Here is a 22,832-nt window from a genome sequence, read left to right as displayed (position 1 = left end):
CACCGGCTCCTACCCCCGTTGGGCCGGTTCCCTCACACCGGAGGTACCACGTGCGGAAAGTCGCAGTGGGTCTGCTCGGGCTTTCGTTGACGGCGACGGGCCTGGTGGTTGCCACCACCGCCAACGCGGCGCCGACCGCGAAGGTCCCGACGGCCGCCCCGTCGGCCGCCGAGAAGGCCCCAGCGGATCACGATCTGCCGGACAAGTTCGAGGACAAGCGGCGCGCGCTCCGCCAGGAGGGCCTCAGCGAGGTCCTCTCCGGCCGGGCCAAGGCCCAGAAGATCAACGGCAGCACCGTCGTCAAGGTCGGCAAGACCGCCGGCGGCACGGCCACCGCGGCCGGCGCGCGCAGCGCCAAGAAGGGCCAGAAGGACCAGTACGTCGAGCTGGCCCGGGAGCGCACCGACAAGATCTTCGTCATCCTCGCCGAGTTCGGCGACGAGCGGGACCCCGCGTACCCGGACAAGGACATCAACCCGAACATCGCCGGGCCGACCACCTTCAAGGGGCCGCTGCACAACGAGATCCCCGCCCCCAACCGGTCGGTGGACAACTCGACCGTCTGGCAGGCCGACTACAGCGCGGACTACTTCCGCAAGCTGTACTTCGGCACCGGGCAGGGCGACGAGTCGCTCAAGCAGTACTACGAGGCCCAGTCGTCCGGGCGCTACAGCGTCGACGGCATGGTCACCGACTGGGTGAAGGTCAAGTACAACGCGGCCCGCTACGGCCGCTCCGACGACCCGATCGCGGACGACGACACCAGCAACCCGGCCAACGACCCGGCGGTCTGCGCGGACAACATCTGCCAGAACACCTGGGACCTGGTCCGCGACGCCGCCAACCAGTGGGTCGCCGACCAGAAGGCCAAGGGTCGCACCGACGCCCAGATCAAGGCCGACATGCAGTCCTACGACCAGTGGGACCGGTTCGACTACGACGGCGACGGCGACTTCAACGAGCCGGACGGCTACATCGACCACTTCCAGATCGTCCACTCCGGCGGCGACCAGGCCGACGGCGACCCGCACCAGGGTGAGGACGCCATCTGGAGCCACCGCTGGTCGGCGTACAACACCTCGCGCACCGGCCCGGCGAACTTCCCGATCGGCGGCACCCAGATCGGCAACACCGGCGTCTGGATCCGCGACTACACGATCCAGCCGGAGAACGGCGGCCGGAGCGTCTTCTACCACGAGTACGCTCACGACCTGGGCCTGCCGGACGACTACAACAACCTCAACGGCGGCGACAACAACAACGAGCACTGGACCCTGATGGCCCAGAGCCGGCTCGGCGCCAAGAACGACGCCGGCATCGGCGAGCGCGGCGGCGACCTCGGCGCCTGGAACAAGCTCCAGCTCGGCTGGCTCGACTACGAGGTGGTCAAGGCCGGCCAGAAGAAGACCCTGGAGCTCGGTCCACAGGAATACAACACGGCCAAGCCGCAGGCCGCCGTGGTGGTCCTCCCGCAGCGGGAGTACACCTTCGACTACGGCGCGCCGTTCGAGGGCAGCAAGCAGTTCTTCTCCGGTAACGACGACGACCTGGACAACACCCTGACCAGGACGATCGACCTGACCGGGAAGACCTCGGCGGCCCTGTCGCTCAAGGGCCGGTTCGACATCGAGTCCGGCTACGACTACCTCTTCTTCGAGGCGTCGACCGACGGCGGCACCACCTGGAACGCGCTGCCCGGCACCGTGAACGGCAAGCCGATCCCGCCGGTGTCCGGCAGCGACCCGACCCCGGGCCTCAGCGGCAGCAGCAACGGCGCGTGGACCGACATCAACATCCCGCTCAACGCCCTGACCGGCAAGAGCATCCAGTTCCGGTTCCACTACATCACCGACGGTGGCGTGGCCGAGGGCGGGTTCTTCGGTGACAACATCACCGTGACCGCCGACGGCCAGACGCTGTCCAGCGACGGCGCCGAGAGCGGCACCGGCGACTGGGCGGCCAAGGGCTGGAGCATCGTCGAGGCGACCTACACCCGGCTCTTCGACAACTACTACATCGCCGGCCACCGGTCGTACGTCTCGTACGACCAGTACCTCAAGACCGGCCCGTACTACTTCGGCTACGGCAACACCCGCCCGGACTACGTGGACCACTACGCGTACCAGGAGGGCCTGCTGATCTCGTACTGGAACCTCCGGTTCGCGGACAACGACACGTTCGAGCACCCGGGCGAGGGTCGCAACATGATCATCGACTCGCGTCCGGAGCCGCTCTACAACCTGACCGGCAACCCGTGGCGGGCCCGCGTCCAGGTGTACGACGCGCCGTTCAGCACGAAGAAGGCGGACTCGTTCACGCTGCACATCAACGGGCAGGCCCAGTACGTCCGGGGTCAGGCCGCGCAGCCGCTGTTCGACGACACCAAGCAGTACTGGTTCCCGGAGCTGCCGAACCACGGCGTCAAGGTCCCGGCCACCGGCACCAAGATCAAGGTGCTGGAGCAGAACGGCACCTCGATCAAGGTCCGCTTCTCCTGATCCGCTGATCAGCACACGCTGATCCATTGATCAGCACGCGCTGATCGACCGCTCCACCGCGATGCCCGGGCAGGCCACCTGCCCGGGCATCGCCCTTTCCGCCCCGGTGCCCGGGGGTCCTAGGCTGGGGCCATGACCGAGCAGCGCGGCGGGGCCGTCGACGAGTCCTGCGTCCTGACCGAGGGGCCGTGGACGCACCGGTTCGTCGGGGCCAACGGCAGCCGCTTCCACGTCGTCGAGGCCGGCACCGGCCCGATGGTGCTCCTCCTGCACGGCTTCCCCGAGCACTGGTGGGCCTGGCACGACGTGCTGCCGGCCGTCGCCGACGCCGGCTTCCGGGCCGTCGCGGTCGACCTGCGCGGCTACGGGGCCAGCGACAAGCCGCCCCGGGGGTACGACGGCTACACCCTCGCCGCCGACGTCGCCGGCCTGATCCGGGGACTCGGCGAGCGGTCCGCCACCGTCGTCGGCACCGGCGCCGGCGGGCTCATCGGCTGGACCGCCGCCTCGTTCCACCCGTCGCTGGTCCGCCGGCTCGTCGTGCTCGGCGCGCCCCACCCCCTGCGACTGCGGGCCGCGATCTTCGCCGACCCGCGCGGCCAGTTCGCCGCCGCCACCCCGGCCCTGAAGTTCCAGCTTCCCCGCTACGAGCACGTGCTCACCCGCGACGACGCGGCCGCGGTCGAGGAGATGCTGCGCCGCTGGGGCGGCCCCCGCTGGGTCGACGGCCCCGACTTCGACGCGTACGCCCGGCGCTGCCGGGAGGCGATGCGCATCCCGCAGGCCGCGTTCTGCGCGCTGGAGGGCTACCGCTGGGCGTTCCGCTCGGTGCTGCGGCTGCACGGCTACCGGTTCGTGCGGCTGATGCAGAAGCCCCTGGTCACCCCGACGCTGCAACTGCACGGCGCACTGGACGTCGCGTCCCTGCCGCGCACCGCCCAGGGCTCCGGCCGCTACGTGACGGCCCCCTACGAGTGGCGGCTGCTGGACGACGTGGGCCACTTCCCGCACGTCGAGGCGCGGGACGTGGTGCTCGGCGAGATCCTGCGCTGGGCGAAGTCCTGAGGAGGTCCCGCCCCTGCCCCGGGTCGCGGCCCGGCCGCCCGGCGGGTCAGAGCCGCTGCTCCCGCAGGTCGGCGACCGCGCCGGCCGGGGCCCAGCCCTGATAGACCCCGAAGTCGAAGACCTCCAGCCCCATCGCCTGCGCCACCGGCCACCGGCCACCCGTGTATTCCACCCGCAGCCAGCCGTCGTGCTCGGCGAGGACGATGAACGGCTGGCCCTGCCACGTGCAGGTGGTCCGCACGTACGCCAGTCCCTCCACCTCGGACGCCGGCAGCACCCGCACGTAGCGGCCGGGGCGGATCTCCTCGAACCCCTCGCCGGGCTCGGGCTGGTAGAGCCGCACGTCGTCGCCGTCGGGGCTGGCCTGGTATTCCCGGCCCCGCCAGCGGGCCACGTAGCCGTCGCGCATCAGCCGTCACCGGCCCGACGCCACAGCAGCGCGTCCGTGTCCAGGGTCGCGACCACCCGTTCGGTGCCGTCCGCCCCGATCCGCCAGAGCTGCGCGCCGTGCGGCAGCCGGGCGCTGTCCACCTTGAACTCGGCCACCACGTCGCTGCTGTCCCCCGGTGCGAAGCCGTTGCCCCGGAACGGCGGGCGCTCGATCACCCACCCCTCCATGGCCCGCATGGCGCCCTCGTTCTGGCCGCCGTACGGGATGCGGTAGAGGCTCGGCCGGTGGGCGGGCCAGCGCAGGACGTAGATCTCCTGCGCGTCCCGCGAGAACGGCGAGCCCGGGTGGCTCAGGCCGAGCGCGTCGTGCAGCTTGGCCGGGGTGTTCAGGTGGGCCAGCTCGCTGGCGCGGTGCACGAAGCCGGAGACCCGGTCGTAGCCGCGCTCCAGGTAGTAGGAGAGCTGGCTGGGTGCGACGGCCTTCTGCATCACCACCGGCTGGTTCGGGTCGACCGGCGGCGGCGTCTGTCGGGACGCGCCGGCCGCCGCCTCGGCCGCCGGTGGCGGCTCCGGTTCGCTCTCGACGTCGTCGCCGAGCCCCACGTCGGCCGCCCAGTTCGCCAGCGCGACGATCTGCTCCCCGGGCAGCTTCGCGCCCACCGGCGTGTTCGGGTTCACCGCGAACGACCAGGCGTCGTCGGGCCAGCGGCGGATGAGCTGGGCGAACTTGACCGACACGGTCTCCACCGGACCGTCGGCGTGGTCGGCCATCCGCTCCGGGGAGGTGTAGACGACGACGAACCGCTCGCCGTCGAGCCGCTCGGTCCGCCAGACGAAGCCCGGCTCGCCGGGTCGGCTGCCGTCGGCCGAGTCGGGTGCCACCGGGAGCAGCACACGGGCCAGCAGCAGGGTGGAGAGGAACGTGTCGGTGCTGCCGGTGCCGGCGGCGGCGAGCAGGTCCTCCTCGACCTCGTTGGCCGGCTGGAAGTCGGGGACGGGCGGCGCGGCCGGCGCCGGCTCCGGGTCCGGGTCCGGGTCCGGCTGCGGATCGACGACGGCATCACCGGCCAGCACGGACCCGCCGGCCGGCTCGGACACGTCGACCGGTGCGGGCGCGTCGGCCGGTGCGGGCGCGTCGGCCGGTGCGGGCGCGTCGGCCGGTGCGGGCGCGTCGGCCGGTGCGGGCGCGTCGGCCGCCGGCTCGGGCGCGTCGGCCGGCGTCGGCAGGTCAGGCGCGGCCGGTGCCGGATCGCCGGGGATTCCCGGCTGGAAGAGGGACCCGTCCGACGCGTCGGACGCGGGTCGCCTCGCCGGGGTGAACAGCGACACCGTCGCCTCCGCGTCGGCGACGCCGACGGGCGCGGCGGCTGCGGAGCCGCTGCCGGGCGCGGTCACGGGTTCGGCGGGGGGCGCGGCGACGGACGGGTCCGCGCCGACCGGATCGGGGACCGACTCGGTCGGAACGGTCGTGCCCAGCGCGACGGTCGGTTCGGGCGGAACGGTCGTGCCGAGGGGAACCGTCGCGTCCGGAGCACCGGTCGAGCCGAGCGGAGCCGTCGTGCCCAACGCGACGGTCGCGTCCGGTGGCACCGTCGTGCCCAACGAGACGGTCGCGTCCGGCGAGACCGTCGTCCCGAGCGGAACCGTCGCGTCCGGCACAGCGGTCGTGCCCAGCGGAACCGTCAGGTCCGGCGACACCGTCGTGTCCAGCGCGACCGTGGCGTCCGGCGGGGCGACCGGGTCCGGTGCAGCGACCGGGTCCGGGGCGGGCAGGTCCCGCGCCTCGATGATCGTGCCCTCGATGACGATCGGCGAGAAGGACGGGCGGGGCGCGGGCGGCCCGGAGACCGGCTCCGCGATCGAGGCGGTCACCTCCTCGACCAGTTCGTCCACCGGGGCGGGGCCGGGACGCTCCGCCAGGGGCCGGGTCGGCTCCTCGTCGGCCGCCCCGGGGCGGGGACGCACGAACCCCCGCTCGGCCCCCGGCGCGGTGCCTCGACGCGGTGGCCCCTGCGCCGCACCGGCACCGGTCGGGCCGATGGGACGGGTCGGCTCGTCCGCGCCACCCGCCCGGCCGAAGAGGCCGGCCGGCGCACCGGTGGCCGCCGCGAGGGGACGGGTCGGCTCGTCGGCCGGCGGCACGGCCCGGAAGGCCCGGGTCGGCTCCTCCGCCGGCGACGGCCGGGGCGGCACCGCGCCGCCGGGCCGCAGGAGGCGGGTCGGCTCGTCGTGGGCCGCAGCGGGGCCGGACGCCTCGGCCGGCGACGCCGGCGGTGCCGCCCCGGCCCGGGAGATCGGCACCGTCGGCGGCTCGGGGGCGGGGGCGGGGGCGGGACGGAAGGGCTGGGTCGGTTGCTCGGCGAGCGGGTCCGGCGCGGGGCGTCGCCGGGGGAACGCCTGGCCGCCGCCGAAGCCCCGGGACTGCGGGGCCGGGCGCTCGGCGGGACGGCGGGGGTCGCCGAGCACCCGCGCCGCCCGGCTGCGGCCGGAAGCCGGTTCGAAGAAGGAGGTGGGCTGGCCGGGTGGCCCTGGCGGGGCGGCGGGCGGGCCGTTGCCGGCCGGCGTCGCCTCGCTCGGCGGGGCGTCCGCCGGCGGCCGCCGCCGGGGAACGTTCAGCCACGCCGAGCCGCCCGGCGCGGGCTCGCCGCCGGTCGCGGCGGAGGCGGCGGCGTCACGGGCGCGGCCACCGCCCGGCCCGTCCGGGCGCGGCGGGGCCGGCGGCGGGGGCGCGTCGGCCCCAGGCGGGCGGGGCGGGGCCGCCGCCGGAGCCGCCGCCGAGGCGGTGAGCCGGGTGGTGGGCGTGCCGGCGGCGTCGGCGGGGACGGTGGCCGGCCCGCCCGGCAGCGGGCCACCGGCCGCCGTGCCGGGCGCGGGCGACACGGGCGCGTCCCGGCCGGGGACCACCGCCGTGGCGCGGGCCTTCGCGGCGGACTCGACGCGGTCCAGGCGGGCGCGGGCGCCGAGGGTGCGGCCCGGCAGCCGCACGTCGCCCCGGGAGAGCTGGGAGACGAACCAGGCCGGCAGGTAACCCTCGATGGGCAGGCCCGGGTTGACCGCCAGCCACCACTCGTGGTTGGGCCACTCGGCGGCGAGGTCGGCGTATGCGCTGCGCCGGCTGGGCGCCGGGCTGCCGCCGAGGCAGGCCCGCAGCGCGGCGGGCGACGTGAAGGCCAGCACGTGCGTGCGGCCGCCGGTGGTCCAGGTGCCCCACCCCATCGGGACCTGCCCGGCCAGCGCCTCCGCGGAGACCGGCAGCAGCAGGTCGGTGCGGGCCAGGATCCGGAAGTAGAGCTCCTGGTCGTTGGCGCGGAGGGCGTCCCGCATCGCCGCTTCGGCCTCGGTAGCCGGCTCCCAGTCGGTCACGGCCACCTCTCCTCCCGCCATCAGGCCATAGCCATCGCGTACAACCTACAAGGTGGTAACAAGATCACAATGGCTGGCCGGGGACGCCCCGCCGGACAATCCGGATGCGGATAACATCCGGTTTCGAAGCCGACACGATACGGAGGCGCGATGCCCCGGCCCACCGCGCGTCCGGCCCTCGCCGCAGCGGCCGTGGCCCTGCTGTCCGCGTTCCCCGCCGCCCCGGCGCAGGCGGCCGGCGCGCATCGCGCGGCCCCCGGCTGCGCCACCCCGCCGGCCCCGGACCGACCCGTCGCGGAGACCCCGTGGCCGCAGCGGCGGTATGCCCCGCAGCGGCTCGCCGCGCTGGCCAGCGGGGCCGGCGTCACCGTCGGGGTGATCGACTCGGGGGTGGACCGCCGGCACCCGCAACTGGCCGGGCGGGTCGACGCCGGGGCGGACTTCCTCGACCCGGGCGGCGACGGCAGCGGCGACTGCGCCGGGCACGGCACCGGTGTGGCGAGCATCATCGCGGCCGAGCCCCGCGTCGGCGTCGCGTTCCAGGGCCTCGCGCCGGGCGCCCGCATCCTTCCGGTACGCGTCAGCGAGCAGCAGGTGGTCGAGGGGCGGGAGTCGGGGCGCACGGTCAGCGCCGTCGACTTCGCCCGGGCGATCCGCTGGGCGGTCGACCACGGGGCCGACGTGGTGAACCTCTCCGTCGTGCTCTACACCGACGACCCGGCCGTCCGGGCGGCGGTCGGCTACGCCGTCGCGCGGGACGTGGTCGTGGTGGCCGCCGCCGGCAACCTGCACGACGGCGGCGACCCGCGACCGTACCCGGCCGCGTACGACGGGGTGCTGGGGGTGGGCGCGATCGGCCCCGACGGGCGGCGGGCCGACTTCTCGCAGACCGGCCCGTACGTCGACCTGGTCGCCCCGGGCGGCGAGGTGCTGATGGCCGCCCCGGGGCAGGGCCACCGGCGGGCCGAGGGCACCAGCTACGCCGCCCCGTTCGTGGCGGCCACCGCCGCTCTCGTCCGGCAGTATCGGCCGGAGCTGACGGCCGCGCAGGTGACGCGGCAGATTCTCGCCACGGTCGACCCCGCGCCCGGCGACGGCTCCGGTGACGGGTACGGCGCGGGCGTGCTCAACCCCTACCGGGCGGTCACCGAGACCGGGGCGGGCCCGCAGGGGCCGGCTCGCCGGGCCGTGGCCCTAGCCGCGGGCGAGGCCGATCCGGCGCTGGCCGCCCGCCAGGCCCGGCGGGCGGCGGCCCGGGACCGGGCGGTGGTCGTCGCGGCCGTCGCCGGGGCGGCCGTGGCGGGCACGGCGCTGCTGGCGGTGGTGCTGCCCCGGGGCGGCCGCCGCCGCTGGCGGCCGGCGGCCTGACCGCCTGCGGTGGCGGCGTCCGGCGGCCCTGCCGAACGCCAGAACGCCATGGCCGCCGAACGCCGCGGGCCGCAGCCGCTCACTGGAACAGGTTGACGTTCCGCTTCTCGGTGTCGAGGTAGTCGGACGCGGAGTCGTGGACCGCCAGCTTGATGTCGCGCAGCATCGCCTGGAGGTCCTGGGAGGCGGAACGCCACCGGGCCTGCCGCTGCTCGTAGGCCTGCCGGGCCTCGCCGTCCCAGCTCGCCACCAGCGGGGCGGCGTCGCGTTCGAGCTGGCCGAGCTGGCTGTCCAGCGTGTTCAGCGCCCGCTGGATGTCGGCACCCGCCTGCTGGAGGGCGGCGAAGTTGACGACCAGAACCCCATGGTCCATCGGATGATCCCCTTTCCGGGAGGTGCTACAGCGGCAGTTGGATGCCGCGGTTGGTGCCGGCGACCCGGCTGGCGGCTTCGTTGTCGGACACGTCGTACTGCTGGCCGGCGGTGCGGATGGCGGTGGCGGTCTCCCGCAGGGCCCGCTGCAACGCCGCCTGGTCCTGCGACCACTGCCGCTTCACCTGCTCGAACGAGCGCCCGCCGGCCCCCCGCCAGGCCTGTTGCAACACCTCCAGCTCGGCCAGCAGGCTGGTCAGCATGGCCTGGAGGGACTGGTCAACCTGCTCGAACTTCGCGGCGGTCTGCTGCAACACCGCGGCTTCTGCCTGGGTCTCGGACACCCGGACGTCACCTCGTCTCCTCGATCGTGGCTGGCCGTCGGGCGCGCCCGCGGCGGACGCGCCGCCCGCCTGTCCCGGCGGCGACGCCGGGGCGGGATGGGGTCAGCCGGCTCGTCGCTGACGGTAGCGGCCCGGTGGCGGTTCTGCTACCCCGCCTGGCTCCCCTGTGGACAACCACGGCTCCCGCGATGGCGGGGCGGAGCCATACGATGACGCTGCGGAACCGTCCACGGTCACGCCCCGGGTCACGGCGGCGTTCCGGGCGGGCGTTGAGGAGGCGCGGTGACGGCCAGCACGACCACGGCCCCGGTCCAGCCGGCGCACCGGCAGCCGTTGCCCCCGCGCTGGATTCCGGCCGCCAACCGCCGGGGTCCGGCCGGGGTGCGGGCCGGTCAGGTGGTCGCCACGCAGGCGGCGGTGGCGCTGGCCGCCGCCGGGGTCGGCCGGGGCGCGGCCGTGACCGTGGCCGCCGTCGCGGTGGCCGCCGCACTGCTGGCCGGCACCTGGGTCCGGGCGCGGGGGCGCTGGCTGTTCTCCTGGCTGGGCGTCGCCGCCGGCCACCTGTCCCGCCGGCGGGCCCTGGCGTCGGCCACCGGCCCGGGCGCGCTGCTGGGGCTGCTCGACCCCGGCGCGGTGATCCGCGCGGCGGAGCTGGTTGGCCGTCCGGCGGCCGTGGTCGACGACGCGGAGGGCCTGACCGCCGTGCTGGAGGTCGGCGACCCGGGCGACCTGCTCGGCGACGGGCCGGGGGCACTGCCCCCGCCGTCGACGCTGCTGCCGCCGGTCTCCCCGGAGCTGCCCCCGGTGCGGCTCCAGCTCCTGTTCGGCGGCTCGCCCGCCCCGGCCGTCGCGGTCGGGGGGAGCACGGTGGCGACGTCGTACCGGCAGCTCACCGACGGGCTGCTGGCCGGGCGCGACTCGGTGCTGCTGGCGGTGCGGGTGCTGCGGGTGGACGGGTGGACCGACGCGGACCTGCGCGCCGCCCTGTCCGGGGTGGTCCGGCGGATCGTGCGCCGGCTGGGGCCGGTGACCGCCCGCCCGCTCGGCGAGCACGCCGCGCCCCGCGTACTCGCCGAACTGGCCCACCACGACGGCGGCGGGCCGCTGGTGGAGACCTGGCCGGCCGTGCGGACGGGGGAGCTGCTCCAGACCATCTTCCGGGTGCGGCGCGGGCCGGACCCGGCCACCGACGCGGGGCGGCTGCTGGTGCCCCGGCTGCTCACCCTGCCGGCCGCCGCGACCACGGTCTCGCTCTGCGTGGGGCCGCGCGCCGGTGCCGGCGGCGCGACCGTGCCGGCCGAGCTGACCGTACGCCTGGCCGCCTGGACCCCGGCCGGGCTGACGACGGCGACGCAGGCGTTGCGGCGGCTGGCCGGCGGCGCGGGCGCGGAACTCGACCGGCTCGACGGCCAGCAGCTTCCCGGGTTGGCGGGCACGCTGCCCCTCGCCCTCGCCGTTCCGGGCGCGGCGGCCGACCCGGCGGTCCTCGACGGGTTGGAGCTGCCGGTCGGCGACGCGGGGCTGATGATCGGCGCGAACCGGCGCGGGGCGGCGGTGACGGTCCGGCTGTTCCGGCCGGAGGGCACCCGGTTGATGCTGGTCGGCGGGGCGCGCGCGGCGCAGCTGCTGGTCCTGCGGGCGCTGGCGCTGGGCGCCCGGGTGGCGGTCCAGACGACCCGGCCCCGGGCGTGGGAGCCGTTCGTCCGGGGCGTCGCCACGCCCGACGGGCCGATCCCGGTGCTGCCGCCGGGCCGCGCGACGGACGCGGTGGCCGGCTCGGCGCTGCGGCCGGTGCTGCTCGTGGTGGACGCGGGCCCGGTGCCCGCCGACGCCGGTCCCGGGCCGGCCTGGCGCTCCACCCTGGTGGTCCGGGACGGCCTCACCGCGTCCGACGTCGACCAGCTGGGCCGGGCCGACCTGGTCGTGCTGCAACCGTTGCGCCCCGCCGAGGCCGCCCTGGCCGGCGCCGCGCTCGGCCTCGGCGGCTCGGCCGAGTGGCTGACCCGCATCCGGGAGGACATGGTGGCGGTGGTGAACCGCCGGGCGCTGCGCTGGGCGCTGCTGTCGCCGACCCCCATCGAGTCGCAACTGATCGGCCGCCCCGACCGGGGCTGACGGGTCGGGCGGGACCGACGGCGGGTTCCGCCGGTGGCGGGTCCATGGCACCATCCGTGACCATGGGTTTCCTGAAGGGTCTTCTGATCCGGCTGGGCAGCACGGCGGTGGCCTTCTGGCTGGCCACCCTGCTCATTCCGGGCATCACGCTCGACACGGGCTCGGCCGTCGAGGCGATCGTCACGCTGCTCCTCGTCGCGGTCATCTTCGGGGTCGTCAACGCGGTGCTCCAGCCGATCGTCAAGACCGTGGGCTGCGGCTTCTACCTGCTGACCCTGGGGCTGATCGCCCTGGTGGTCAACGGCCTGCTCTTCCTGTTGACGAGCTGGATCGCGGGCGAGGCCGGGCTGCCGTTCCACGTGGACGGCTTCTGGCCGGAGGCGGTGCTCGGCGCGCTGTTCGTCGGGGTCGTGACCTGGCTGCTGGGCGCGGCCCTCGACCGCGACTGAGGCCGGGCCGGGGCGGCCCGGCCAGGGCAGGGTGGGCGGATTCACGGCGCGCGGGGCCGGGCGGGCAGGCTAGCGTCGCAGGGTGTTCACCCTGACCCGCGACGACGGCCACCAGCTCAGCACCGACCCCGCCCGCCTCGACCTCGACCTCGTGCACCACTGGCTCTCCACCGACGCGTACTGGGCGTTGGGGCGGGACCGGGAGACCGTCGGGCGGGCGTTCGCCGGCTCCCTGCCGTACGGCGTGTACCGCCCCGGTGACGGCCGGCAGGTGGCGGTGGCCCGGGTGGTGACCGACCGCGCGACGTTCGCCTGGCTCTGCGACGTCTACGTGGACCGGGCGGCCCGGGGGGCCGGGCTGGGCACCTGGCTGGCCGGCGCGGTCCGTGACCACCTGGCCACGCTCGGCGTACGCCGGATCGTGCTGGCCACCTCCGACGCGCACGGGGTCTACGCGAAGATCGGCTTCGCCCTGGTCGAGCCGGACCGCTGGATGCAGTACGACGGGCGGGGGCAGGCGTGAACCCGCTGCGCCTCGGCTACCTCTACGGCATCGGCGCGTACCTGCTCTGGGGGTTCTTCCCGCTCTACCTCAGGGCGCTCCAGCCGGCCGGCCCGCTGGAGATCCTGGCGCACCGGATCGTCTGGTCGGTGCTCTTCGTCGCGCTGCTGCTCGCCGCGCTGCGCAACGTGGGCTTCCTGCGGCGGTTGGCGCGTCGCCCCCGGGCGCTGGCCGGCATCGGCGTGGCCGCCGCGCTCATCGCGGTCAACTGGGGCACCTACATCTACGGCGTGAACTCGGCGCGGGTGGTGGAGACGGCCCTCGGCTACTTCATCACCCCGCTGGTGTCGGTGCTGCTCGGGGTGACCGTGCTGCGGGAGCGGCTGCGCCCCGGGCAGTGGCTGGCGCTGGGCATCGGCACGGCGGCGGTGGCCGTGCTCACCGTCGACTACGGCCGGCTGCCCTGGCTCGCACTCACCCTGGCCGTCAGCTTCGCCGCGTACGGGCTGGTCAAGAAGCGCCTCGGGCTGCCGGCGGCGGAGGGGCTCTTCGTGGAGTCGGCGGTGCTCGCCCTGCCGGCCCTCGGCTATCTCGGCTGGCTCGCCGCCGACGGTGGCCTGGCCTTCGGCCACGTCTCGGCCGGGCACACCGCGCTGCTGGTGCTGGCCGGCGCGGCCACCGCGACCCCGCTGCTGCTCTTCGCGGGTGCCGCGAACCGGCTGTCGCTGACGGCGCTGGGCATGCTCCAGTACCTCGCCCCGATCCTCCAGCTCGGCTGCGGGGTGCTCATCTTCCACGAGCCGATGCCCCCGGCCCGGCTCGCCGGCTTCGCGCTGGTCTGGCTGGCGCTGCTGACCTTCACCGCCGACGCCCTCCGCCACGCCCGCGACTCCCGGCGCTCCCGCGGCCCCGCCACGACCCGGCCGCTCGCGCCGACGCCGGTGGGACAGGGGACGACGGGCCCCTGAGTGCGCAGCCGCGGCCCGTCGCTTTCCGTGGCGGGGTGCGGTGTCGAGCGCGGCAGCCCACCGGTATGACCGTCGGTCACCACTGTCCGACCACACGACGGACCTCGCGCCCCCTTTGCTCTGCACCCACCCACGCAGCACGCGCCGCAGGCAGCACCGACGGGAGATCACGCTTGCCCGGGCGGCCCGGCGGCCGGTTGCGTGGCGTGACCGTTGCGTATCCGGGTGCAGAGCAAAGGGGTGAATCCGGGTGGTGTCCGGTCGGGTAGGACAACTACGCGCCGCAACATCGCCAAGGCGAGCAACGCCCACGATCACAGCCCCGCGCACGATCACGGCCCCGCCCACGATCACGGCCCCCGCAGGGGCACCGCCCCGCCCAGCGGAGCCCAGCCGGGCTCAGCGGGCGTCGTAGGCGAGGACCGGGGTGCCGTCGGCGCGCAGCAGCTCCAGCCGGACCAGCTCGCCGTCGGTGAAGTGGGTGGTGGCGGTCAGGCTCAGCTCGTCGCCGGGGGCGGCCAGCCAGGAGCCGATCTGCTCCGTCGCGCCGTCCGGGCCGTGCGCCACCAGCCGGAAGGTGTACGCCTCGCGGTGCCCGGCCCGCCGGTCGTAGCCGCAGCGCATGGTGACCTCGGTGCCCCACGGCGTGCCGGTCAGCCCCACCTCGGCGTGCACCGGCACCGTGCCGGCGATCGGCCGCATGGACGCCAGCGCGATCTGCGGGGTGGGCGTCGGGGTGATCTCGACGGGCGGCCGGAGGGTGGCCGCGCCGAACCCGGCGAACAGCGCCAGGACGGCGGCGGCCAGCGCGGTCAGCGCGTACCGGCGGCGGGCGGCGGACCGCTCGCGGCGTCGGCGGCGGCGGGCGGCGTCGAGCAGCGCGGGCACCCGGGAGACCTCGGCGGGCGGCTCCAGGAACTGCTCCAGCCCGGCCGGGTCGAGCCGGCCGAGCAGCCCGGGGAGCACGGCGATCTCGGCCACCGCGTCCCGGCAGGAGGCGCAGCCGCCGAGGTGCCGCTCGTAGGCGGCCCGGTCGGCCGGGGCGAGCGCGCCCAGAACGTAGGCGCCGTCGTCGTGCGCGAACTCGCAGCGGGTCATCCCGTCACCCCCATCTCGGCCAGCGCCAACCGGAGGGAGCGCAGCGCGTAGTGGGTGCGGGACTTGACGGTGCCCGGTGGCACGCCCAGCCGGGCCGCCGCCTCGGACACCGAACGCCCCTGGTAGAAGCACTCGATGAGCACCTCGCGGTGGGTCGGGCTGAGCCGGTTCAGCGCCTCGGCGACCGTCCACGCCTCCACCGCGCGTTCCGCCTCGTCGATCGTCTCCGGGGGCTCGGGCAGCTCGTCGGTGTAGATCTCGCCGACCCTCGTGGACCGCCGCCGCCACGCGTCGATGGCCAGGTTGCGGGCCGTGGTGAACAGCCACGCCCGCACCGATCCGCGCGTCGGGTCGAGCGACTCCGGGTGCCGCCAGGCCCGCAGCAGGGTCTCCTGCACCAGGTCCTCGGCCCGGGTCCGGTCGCCGTTGACCAGCCGCAGGGCGTGCGCGTAGAGCGCGTCGGCATGCTCGTCGTGCAGCGCGCGCAGCAGTTGGGCGTCGTGGTCGCTGATGACGACCTCCTCGCTGTCGCCGGAGTCCAGCGGCTCCCGCTGTCGAACGCGTCCAGCGATGCGTTCGCCCGACAGTACGTGCGGTGTCGCCGATCGGTTCATCCGCAGGTCGACGGGGAGGTCAGGCGCAGGTGTTCACATCCGGTTCATGTTCGGGCCGACCCGCGCTCACCGCGCCCTCCTAGCGTCCGCCGGGTACGCACGTCGGAGGGTCGACCCCGGCGTGCACCGACTTCCTTGGAGGCACCTCCCGATGAGCGACCGACCCCGGCTGCTCCCCCTGCTGGGCGCCACCCGCCACGGCAGCCGTGACGCCATGACCTGTCTCTACCGGTGCGGCAACGCCTGCGACCACCCGGTGCCCAACACCTCCGACAACCCGTACCTGGGCGACATCGTGGACGCCGAGGTGTCCCGGCGCGGCGTGGTCCGGGCCGGCGCGGTCGGTGCGCTCGTCCTGGGCTTCGGCGGCGCGGCCGCCGGGGCGCTGGCCGGCGCCGGGGCGGCGTCCGCCGCGCCGGCCACGCCGGTCGTGCCGGAGGCCGCCGGGTTCGGCCGCCCGGCCGGCGGGGTGGGCAGCGGCGCGCTGACCTTCCGGCCGATCCCGCCGAACAAGCTCGACACCCTGGTCGTGCCCAACGGGTACGACCACAGTGTCGTGATCCGCTGGGGCGACCCGGTGGTGCCGGGCGCGCCGGAGTTCGACGTGCACGCGCAGACCGCCGCGAAGCAGGCCAAGCAGTTCGGCTACAACAACGACTTTGTCGGCGTGCTGCCGCTGGACAAGCGGGGCCGCCGGGCGCTGCTCGTGGTCAACCACGAGTACACCAACGAGGACCTGATGTTCCCCGGCTTCACCAGCCTCGACGCGCTCACCGTCGAGCAGGTGAAGGTCGCCATGGCAGCGCACGGCATGTCCGTGGTCGAGCTGGAGCGGGTCGACGGCACCGGGCAGTGGCGGCCGGTATCCGGCGGCCGGCGGCCGTACAACCGGCGGGTCACCGCGCTGGCCACGAAGTTCGAGCTGACCGGCCCGGCCGCCGGCTCGGCGTGGCTGCGCACCGCCGCCGACCCGAAGGGCCGGACGGTGGTCGGCACACTGAACAACTGCGCGGGCGGCGTCACCCCGTGGGGCACGGTGCTCTCCGGCGAGGAGAACTTCAACCAGTACTTCGTCGGCGGGGACGCCGCGCCGGAGGAGCTGAAGCCGAAGCTGGCCCGCTACGGCATCAACACCACCGAGCGCTACCCGAGCGGCAACCGCAAGTGGGACCGCGCCGACGAGCGCTTCGACCTGGCGAAGAACCCGTACGAGGCGCACCGCTTCGGCTGGGTCGTCGAGATCGACCCGTTCGACCCGGAGAGCCGGCCGCGCAAGCACACGGCGCTCGGCCGGTTCAAGCACGAGGGCGCGAACGTCATCGTCGCCCGCAGCGGGCACGTGGTGGCCTACATGGGCGACGACGAGCGGTTCGACTACCTCTACAAGTTCGTCTCGGACAAGAAGTTCATGGCCGGCGACTCGTGGGTGGCCCGCAAGCACAACCTGACCCTGCTGGAGTCGGGCACCCTCTACGTGGCGCAGCTCGAAGGCAACTCGGCGGCCGAGATCGACGGCTCCGGCAAGCTCCCCGCCGACGGGGCGTTCAACGGCCGGGGCCGCTGGATCAAGCTGGTCAGCGGCACCCGCTCGTACGTCGACGGGATGACCGCCGCGGACGTGCTCACCTTCACCCGGCTGGCCGGCGACAAGGTCGGCGCGACCAAGATGGACCGCCCGGAGGACGTCGAGCCGAGCCGGCTGACCGGCAAGGTGTACGTGGCGCTGACCAACAACACCGACCGCGGCAAGGCGGGCAAGGCCCCCGCCGACGAGGCCAACCCGCGCAACCTCAACAAGCACGGGCAGATCCTGGAGCTGGTCGAGGACGGCAACAACAACGCCGCCGAGACGTTCGCCTGGTCGCTGCCGATCGTCTGCGGCGACCCGACGGACCCGTCGACCCACTTCGCCGGGTACGACAAGGCGAAGGTCTCCCCGATCTCCTGCCCGGACAACGTCGCCTTCGACGCCACCGGCAACCTCTGGATCTCCACCGACGGCAACGCGCTGGGCAGCAACGACGGCCTGTTCGCCACCGCCGTGGAGGGGCCGGAGCGGGGGCACCTCAAGCAGTTCCTCACGGTGCCGCTGGGCGCGGAGACCTGCGGCCCGTTCATCACCGACGACAACCGCTCGGTGTTCGTGGCGGTGCAGCACCCGGGTGAGATCACCGGGGCGACCGTGGAGAACCCGGCGTCGACCTGGCCCGACGGCGACTACGCCAAGCCCGGCGTGGTGGTCACCTGGCGGCTGGACGGCGGCCCGATCGGCAGCTGACCCGCTGGGCGTCGCGGCGGGCCCCCTCCCCACCAGGGCGGGGGCCCGTCGTCGTCCCTGCTTCCGGGTTCCCCGGCCCCGGCTTCCGGCCGCCGGTCCTCGGCTCCCGGTCCCCGGGCCTCGGCTCCCGGTGGCTGCGGGGTCAGTTCTCGGCGGCGACGGCGTCGGCGATGGCGCGGGCGGCGGTGAGCAGCTTGGCCCGGACCACCCGGGCGGAGGTCATCATCTCGCTGGCCGGCAACGAGCAGGCCAGCACCATCCGGCGTTCCATGTCCTTGTCGGGGACGACCAGCACGGCGGCGCACGCGACGCCCTGCCGGAACTGCCCCAGCTCCAGCTGCATGCCCCGGCGGTCGCCGGCCGCCACGTCCGCCTCGAACGCCTCGGGGGTGGTGAGGGTGGCGTTGGTGAACGGGCGCATGCCGTATTCCCGCAGGTAGCGGAAGCGCTGCTCGGCGGTGAGGGTGGCCAGCAGCGCCTTGCCGAGCGCGGTCGCGTGCGCGCCCTCGTCGAACCCGGGGACCAGGTCCTCCAGGTGCGGGGAGCGGTGCCCCTCGGCCACGGCGGTGACGGCCACCTGGCCGCCGACGAAGCGCCCGAGATAGTGGCTGTAGCCGGTGTCCAGGGCGGCGCGGCGCAGGCACTCGCCGACCGCTGCGGGCCCGCGGAACGCGGTGACCAGCTCGCGGTACCGGTCGGCGATCTCCAGGCCCACGATGTACGTGCCGTCCTCCCGGCGGATCACGTAGCCCTCGTAGGCCAGCGTGCGGACCAGGTGGTAGGTGGTGGCCACGGTCAGCTCGCAGCGCCGCGCGATCTGCTTGACGGTCAGCCCCTTCGGGGCGCGACCGACCGATTCGAGCACGCGTAGCGCGCGGGAGACACTCCGGATGAGGTCCGAAGGTTCCGCCAAGGGGTCGCGCACAACCACCTCCGCCGCCGGGGGACTTACACCATATGAAATCCAGGCGTCCGGCGAAATGCCTGTTCGGGTCGACGCTGCCAGATCATCCTAAACGGTCAGTGCGCCGAGCGACACGGTGAGTTGTCCGAGTCGGACTCACGAAGGGTTCGCGGAACCCGTACCGAAGGCTCGGGAGGCCTCAGCCGGTGCGGTCGGCGATGTAGTCGCAGAGGGACTCCAGCGCGCGGCGCGACGGCGTCTCCGGCAGCAGCGCGAGCTGCTCCCGGGCCTCCTCGGCGTAGCTGCGGACGGTCTCCCGGGCGCGCTTGAGCGCCGGGGACTCGCGGAGCAGGCCGAGGGCCTCGGCGTGCAGGGCGTCGTCGACGAGCGGGCCGGTGGCCAGGATCTCCCGCAGCCGCACCGAGGCGGCGTCGGAGTCGTCGGAGGCGAGCGCGTAGAGCACCGGCAGGGTAGGCACGCCCTCCCGCAGGTCGGTGCCGGGGGTCTTGCCCGACTGCACCGACTCGCTGGCGATGTCGAGCAGGTCGTCGGAGAGCTGGAAGGCGACGCCGATCGTCTCGCCGTAGCCTGCCAGGGCCTCGGTGTGCGCGGCGGACGCCCCGGAGAACAGGCCGCCGAAGCGGGCCGAGGTGGCGATCAGCGAGCCGGTCTTCTCGGCGATCACGCCGAGGTAGTGGGTCACCGGGTCCTGCCCGTCCCGGGGGCCGACCGTCTCGGCGATCTGACCGTGCACCAGGCGGGCGAACGTGCGCGCCTGCAACCGCACCGCCTCCGGCCCCAGATCGGCCGAGAGGTCCGCGGCGCGGGCGAAGAGGTAGTCGCCGACCAGGATCGCCACCGAGTTCGTCCAGCGGGAGTTGGCGCTCGGGGCGCCCCGCCGCACGGCGGCCTCGTCCATAACGTCGTCGTGGTAGAGCGTCGCCAGGTGGGTGAGCTCCATCACCACGGCGGCGGAGACGACCCGCGGGTCGGCCGGATCGCCGAACTGGGCCCCCAGCGCGACCAGCAGCGGGCGGAACCGCTTGCCGCCGGCGTCCACCAGGTGCCGGGCGGCCTCGGTCACCAGCGGGTCGGCGCTCGTCACGGTGGCCCGCAGCTCCGCCTCGACGGACTCCAGCAGGCCCAACACGGACGCCTCGACGCGGGCATCGGCCAGGTGCAGGCCGAGCGCGCCGAACTGACCCGTGCTCTCCCGACCCCGCCGAGCGGAGCCGGTGGCACCTGAACGCTCGCCAGCCGGATTCACCACGCTATCCACCATGCCACACCCGTTCGACCTGCTCCGGGGCGGGGATGCGGCGACGGGGCCGGCACGCTGTCGCGTACCGGCCCCGTCGCGGGGAAACGTCGGTCATCGCACGAATTCGGCGGCGCCGTTGGCGAGGTCGAGCAGCGGGCCCGGCACGACGCCCAGCACCAGCGTGGCCAGCACGCCGATCATGAGCGCCGCCGAGGTCAGCCCGCCCGGCACCATCACCGTCGGGGTGGACTCCCCCGGCTCGGACAGCCACATCATGACCACGACCCGCAGGTACGGGAACGCGAGCACCATGCTCGTCAGCACGCCGGCCACCACCAGCCACGCCTGGTCGGCGTCGAGGGCCGGGGCGAAGACGGCGAACTTGCTCATGAAGCCGCTGGTGAGCGGGATGCCGGCGAAGGCCAGCAGGATGAAGGTGAAGATCGCCGCGAAGAACGGCGACCGCTTCCCCAGCCCCGCCCAGCGGGACAGGTGGGTGGCCTCCCCGTCGGCGTCGCGGACCAGGGTCACCACCGCGAAGGCGGCCAGCACCGAGAAGCCGTACGCGGCCAGGTAGAACATCGTGCCGGCGAGCCCGTCCCGGCTCGGTGCGAGCACCCCGACCAGCAGGTAGCCCGCGTTGGCGATCGACGAGTAGGCCAGCAGCCGCTTGATGTCGGTCTGGGTGACCGCCAGCACCGCGCCGACCAGCATGGTGAGCACCGCCACCGCGCCGAGGACCGGGGTGAAGTCCCACGCCGCCCCGGCGAACGCCACGTGGAAGACCCGCAGCAGGGCGCCGAACGCGGCGACCTTCGTGCAGGCCGCCATGAAGCCGGTGACCGGCGTCGGGGCGCCCTGGTAGACGTCGGGCGTCCACACGTGGAACGGGGCGGCGGCGGCCTTGAACAGCAGGCCGATGGCGAGCAGCGCCATGCCGGCGAAGAGCAGCACCTGGCTCGCCGGGGACTCGGTGACCGCCGCGTGGATGGTGGCGAAGTCGACGCCGGCCGGGCGGCCCGGGATGCCGGAGGTGAAGCCGTAGACCAAAGCCACGCCGAACAGGAAGAACGCCGAGGCGTACGCGCCGAGCAAGAAGTACTTCATCGCCGCCTCCTGGCTCAGCAGCCGCCGGCGACGGGCCAGCGCGCAGAGCAGGTAGAGCGGCAGGGAGAAGACCTCCAGGGCGATGAACATGGTCAGCAGGTCGTTCGCCGCCACGAAGATCAGCATGCCGCCGATGGCGAAGCTGGCCAGCGGGTAGACCTCGGTGGCCCCGTTGCTGCCCTCGGCCTGCCGCCGGTCCTCGGCCGACTCGGCGGTGACGGCGGCCTGGGCGACGAACGCCCCGCCCCGCTCCACCGAGCGCTCGCCCATGAGCAGCAGCGACATGGCGGCGAGGACCAGGATCGCGCCCTGGAGGAACAGGGTCGGCCCGTCCACGGCGAGCGCCCCGCCGGCGGTGATCAGCCGGTCGTCGGCGTTGAAGATCACCATCACCAGCGCGGCGAGCACCGCGAGCAGCCCCAGCGAGAGCTGGACGAGGTGGCGGCGCTTGCGGGGCACGAAGGCCTCGACCAGCACGCCCAGCAGGGCGGCGCCCAGCATGATCAGGATCGGAGCGAGCGCCGCGTAGTCGATCGACGGCAGCTTGAGCTCGGTCACTTTGCGGCCTCCTGCACGACACCGCCGACCTCAGGGGCCGGATCGGTCCTGCCGACGTCCTCCATGGTGGCCCGGACGGCGGGGTTGATGACATCGGTGACCGGCTTGGGATAGAAGCCGAGCAGCACGATCAGCGCGATCAGCGGCGCGACCACGAACTTCTCGCGCAGGTTGAGGTCGCGGCGCATCGGCTCGACCTCGGTCAGGGCCGGGTTGAGGGTGCCCTGGGTCGTCCGCTGCACCATCCACAGCACGTACGCGGCGGCCAGGATGATGCCGAGCGTGGCGATCACCGCGACCGGCTTGTTCACCGTGAAGGTGCCGATCAGCACCAGGAACTCGGAGACGAACGGCGCGGTGCCGGGCAGGGCCAGCGAGGCCAGGCCGGCGAAGAAGAGCACCCCGGCCAGCAGCGGCACCAGCTTGCCCGCGCCGCCGAAGTCGCTGATCAGGGCCGAGCCGCGCCGGGCCACCAGCATGCCCACCACCAGGAAGAGCAGGCCGGTGGCGAGGCCGTGGTTGAGCATGTAGAGCACCGCGCCCGTGCCGGCCTGCGTGGTGAAGGCGAAGATGCCGACCCCGATGAACCCGAAGTGCGCGATCGAGGTGTACGACACCAGCCGCTTCAGGTCGTTCTGGCCGACCGCCAGCAGCGCGGCGTAGATGATGCCGATCACCCCGAGCGCGAGCGCGTACGGGGCGAACCACTTCGACGCCTCCGGGAACAGCGGCAGGCAGTAGCGCAGGATCCCGAACGTGCCGACCTTGTCCAGCACGCCGACGAGCAGCGCGGCGGCCCCGGCGGGGGCGGCCCCACCGGCGTCCGGCAGCCAGGTGTGGAACGGGAAGAACGGCGCCTTGATCGCGAAGGCGAGGAAGAAGCCGAGGAACAGCCAGCGCTCGGTGCCGGTGGAGATGTCGATCTGGGTGAGCGCCTGCCAGTCGAAGGTCTTCCCGCCGACGACCCACAGGCCGATCACGGCGGCCAGCATGAACAGGCCGCCGACCAGCGAGTAGAGGAAGAACTTCACGGCCGCGTACTGCCGCTGGTGGCCGCCGTAGCTGCCGATCAGGAAGTACATCGGCACCAGCATGACCTCGAAGAACACGTAGAACAGGAAGACGTCGGCGGCGGCGAAGACGCCGATCATCGTGGATTCGAGGACGAGCAGCAGGGCGAAGTAGACCGGGATCGAGCGCTTCGACGACTCGGCGTCGTGCCAGGACGCGAGGATGACCAGCGGCACCAGCACCGCGATCAGCATCAGCATCACCAGGGCGATGCCGTCGGCGGCGAAGGTGAACCGGGCGTCCCACTGCGGGATCCAGGTGTACGACTCGCGGAACTGGAGCCGCTCACCGCCGGTCTTGAAGGCCAGCCACATGACCACGGACAGGGCGAGCACCAGCAGCGACCACCCGAAGGCCACCTGCTTGGCCAGCTCCGGCCGGCGGCGCGGCAGGACGGCCACGACCAGCGCGCCGACCAGCGGCGCCACGGTCAGCACCGAGAGGAACGGGAAGTTGGACATTATGCGGCCTTACCTCCGTCGTCACTGCGTGGTCCGCCGGCGGGGG

General features: G+C 74.3%; 18 protein-coding genes. 8 read left to right on the top strand and 10 right to left on the bottom strand.

Going from position 1 to position 22,832, the window contains the following annotated elements; translation table 11 throughout:
• Nucleotides 1-65 precede the first annotated feature (65 nt).
• Together O7633_RS21015 and O7633_RS21010 are read left to right on the top strand one after the other, a co-directional pair.
• Nucleotides 66-2,498, top strand: coding sequence for an immune inhibitor A domain-containing protein (locus tag O7633_RS21015; protein ID WP_278136311.1), 2,433 nt, complete (start codon nt 66-68; stop codon nt 2,496-2,498).
• Between the two features lie 132 nt (nt 2,499-2,630).
• Complete coding sequence (locus tag O7633_RS21010) at nt 2,631-3,563, top strand: alpha/beta hydrolase (RefSeq protein ID WP_043961451.1); 933 nt, start codon at nt 2,631-2,633, stop codon at nt 3,561-3,563.
• Between the two features lie 46 nt (nt 3,564-3,609).
• Here the strand turns inward: O7633_RS21010 and O7633_RS21005 are convergent, their stop codons facing one another.
• Together O7633_RS21005 and O7633_RS21000 are read right to left on the bottom strand one after the other, a co-directional pair.
• Nucleotides 3,610-3,975 (bottom strand): hypothetical protein, encoded by a 366-nt coding sequence (locus tag O7633_RS21005; protein WP_074475731.1) that lies wholly within the window; start codon nt 3,973-3,975, stop codon nt 3,610-3,612.
• Complete coding sequence (locus tag O7633_RS21000) at nt 3,972-7,316, bottom strand: SseB family protein (protein ID WP_282323621.1); 3,345 nt, start codon at nt 7,314-7,316, stop codon at nt 3,972-3,974. The genes O7633_RS21005 and O7633_RS21000 overlap by 4 nt, the downstream gene beginning before the upstream one ends.
• A 150-nt stretch (nt 7,317-7,466) precedes the next feature.
• Here O7633_RS21000 and mycP point away from each other — a divergent pair, with 150 nt between their 5' ends.
• Nucleotides 7,467-8,684 (top strand): type VII secretion-associated serine protease mycosin, encoded by a 1,218-nt coding sequence (mycP, locus tag O7633_RS20995; protein WP_282323620.1) that lies wholly within the window; start codon nt 7,467-7,469, stop codon nt 8,682-8,684.
• Nucleotides 8,685-8,763: 79 nt separating this feature from the next.
• Here the strand turns inward: mycP and O7633_RS20990 are convergent, their stop codons facing one another.
• Entirely contained in the window at nt 8,764-9,057 is a 294-nt protein-coding gene (locus O7633_RS20990) for a WXG100 family type VII secretion target (protein ID WP_074475415.1), read from the bottom strand.
• A gap of 25 nt (nt 9,058-9,082) precedes the next feature.
• A complete protein-coding gene (locus O7633_RS20985; protein WP_282323619.1) occupies nt 9,083-9,400 on the bottom strand; it encodes a WXG100 family type VII secretion target in 318 nt (105 codons plus the stop codon).
• A gap of 282 nt (nt 9,401-9,682) precedes the next feature.
• Between O7633_RS20985 and eccE the strand changes: the two genes are divergently transcribed.
• The 4 genes from eccE to rarD all read left to right on the top strand — a co-directional run bounded on the left by eccE (nt 9,683) and on the right by rarD (nt 13,434).
• Nucleotides 9,683-11,515, top strand: coding sequence for a type VII secretion protein EccE (gene eccE, locus O7633_RS20980; protein WP_282323618.1), 1,833 nt, complete (start codon nt 9,683-9,685; stop codon nt 11,513-11,515).
• 62 nt (nt 11,516-11,577) lie between these two features.
• A complete protein-coding gene (locus tag O7633_RS20975) occupies nt 11,578-11,964 on the top strand; it encodes a phage holin family protein (protein ID WP_282323617.1) in 387 nt (128 codons plus the stop codon).
• An 82-nt stretch (nt 11,965-12,046) separates the two neighbouring features.
• Complete coding sequence (locus O7633_RS20970) at nt 12,047-12,487, top strand: GNAT family N-acetyltransferase (protein ID WP_282323616.1); 441 nt, start codon at nt 12,047-12,049, stop codon at nt 12,485-12,487.
• Nucleotides 12,484-13,434: an EamA family transporter RarD gene (rarD, locus tag O7633_RS20965; RefSeq protein WP_282323615.1), complete on the top strand. Its 951-nt coding sequence runs from the start codon at nt 12,484-12,486 to the stop codon at nt 13,432-13,434. Before O7633_RS20970 ends, rarD begins: the two co-directional genes overlap by 4 nt.
• A 399-nt stretch (nt 13,435-13,833) precedes the next feature.
• On the opposite strand, the gene O7633_RS20960 is transcribed toward rarD, so the two are convergent.
• A complete protein-coding gene (locus tag O7633_RS20960; protein ID WP_282323614.1) occupies nt 13,834-14,532 on the bottom strand; it encodes a zf-HC2 domain-containing protein in 699 nt (232 codons plus the stop codon).
• Nucleotides 14,529-15,023 (bottom strand): sigma-70 family RNA polymerase sigma factor, encoded by a 495-nt coding sequence (locus O7633_RS20955; protein ID WP_282328607.1) that lies wholly within the window; start codon nt 15,021-15,023, stop codon nt 14,529-14,531. Before O7633_RS20955 ends, O7633_RS20960 begins: the two co-directional genes overlap by 4 nt.
• Nucleotides 15,024-15,297: 274 nt before the next feature.
• On the opposite strand from O7633_RS20955, the gene O7633_RS20950 reads away from it, so the two are divergent.
• Nucleotides 15,298-17,424 (top strand): PhoX family phosphatase, encoded by a 2,127-nt coding sequence (locus O7633_RS20950; protein WP_282323613.1) that lies wholly within the window; start codon nt 15,298-15,300, stop codon nt 17,422-17,424.
• Between the two features lie 142 nt (nt 17,425-17,566).
• On the opposite strand, the gene O7633_RS20945 is transcribed toward O7633_RS20950, so the two are convergent.
• From O7633_RS20945 to O7633_RS20930, 4 genes are all read right to left on the bottom strand, one after another.
• Nucleotides 17,567-18,349, bottom strand: coding sequence for an IclR family transcriptional regulator C-terminal domain-containing protein (locus O7633_RS20945; RefSeq protein ID WP_074475423.1), 783 nt, complete (start codon nt 18,347-18,349; stop codon nt 17,567-17,569).
• 178 nt (nt 18,350-18,527) lie between these two features.
• Complete coding sequence (locus O7633_RS20940; protein WP_074475424.1) at nt 18,528-19,610, bottom strand: polyprenyl synthetase family protein; 1,083 nt, start codon at nt 19,608-19,610, stop codon at nt 18,528-18,530.
• Between the two features lie 90 nt (nt 19,611-19,700).
• Nucleotides 19,701-21,254 carry an NADH-quinone oxidoreductase subunit NuoN gene (gene nuoN, locus O7633_RS20935; RefSeq protein WP_074475425.1) on the bottom strand — a complete coding sequence of 518 codons (1,554 nt, stop codon included), beginning with the start codon at nt 21,252-21,254 and terminating at the stop codon, nt 19,701-19,703.
• On the bottom strand, nt 21,251-22,786 hold the full coding sequence (locus O7633_RS20930) for an NADH-quinone oxidoreductase subunit M (RefSeq protein WP_278131026.1): 1,536 nt from the start codon (nt 22,784-22,786) through the stop codon (nt 21,251-21,253). Before O7633_RS20930 ends, nuoN begins: the two co-directional genes overlap by 4 nt.
• Nucleotides 22,787-22,832: the final 46 nt, after the last annotated feature.

This window comes from Micromonospora sp. WMMD712, assembly GCF_029581295.1.
Classification (GTDB): domain Bacteria; phylum Actinomycetota; class Actinomycetes; order Mycobacteriales; family Micromonosporaceae; genus Micromonospora; species Micromonospora carbonacea.
This window is presented reverse-complemented; position numbering and strand designations above follow the sequence as displayed.

Bases quoted from the DNA above. Each gene is read 5' to 3' on its own strand.
- O7633_RS20975 (WP_282323617.1), top strand. From the start codon at position 11,578: ATGGGTTTCCTGAAGGGTCTTCTGATCCGGCTGGGCAGCACGGCGGTG.
- O7633_RS20930 (WP_278131026.1), bottom strand. From the start codon at position 22,786: ATGTCCAACTTCCCGTTCCTCTCGGTGCTGACCGTGGCGCCGCTGGTC.
- mycP (WP_282323620.1), top strand. From the start codon at position 7,467: ATGCCCCGGCCCACCGCGCGTCCGGCCCTCGCCGCAGCGGCCGTGGCC.
- O7633_RS20960 (WP_282323614.1), bottom strand. From the start codon at position 14,532: ATGACCCGCTGCGAGTTCGCGCACGACGACGGCGCCTACGTTCTGGGC.
- O7633_RS20950 (WP_282323613.1), top strand. From the start codon at position 15,298: ATGAGCGACCGACCCCGGCTGCTCCCCCTGCTGGGCGCCACCCGCCAC.
- O7633_RS20990 (WP_074475415.1), bottom strand. From the start codon at position 9,057: ATGGACCATGGGGTTCTGGTCGTCAACTTCGCCGCCCTCCAGCAGGCG.
- O7633_RS21010 (WP_043961451.1), top strand. From the start codon at position 2,631: ATGACCGAGCAGCGCGGCGGGGCCGTCGACGAGTCCTGCGTCCTGACC.
- O7633_RS20940 (WP_074475424.1), bottom strand. From the start codon at position 19,610: ATGGTGGATAGCGTGGTGAATCCGGCTGGCGAGCGTTCAGGTGCCACC.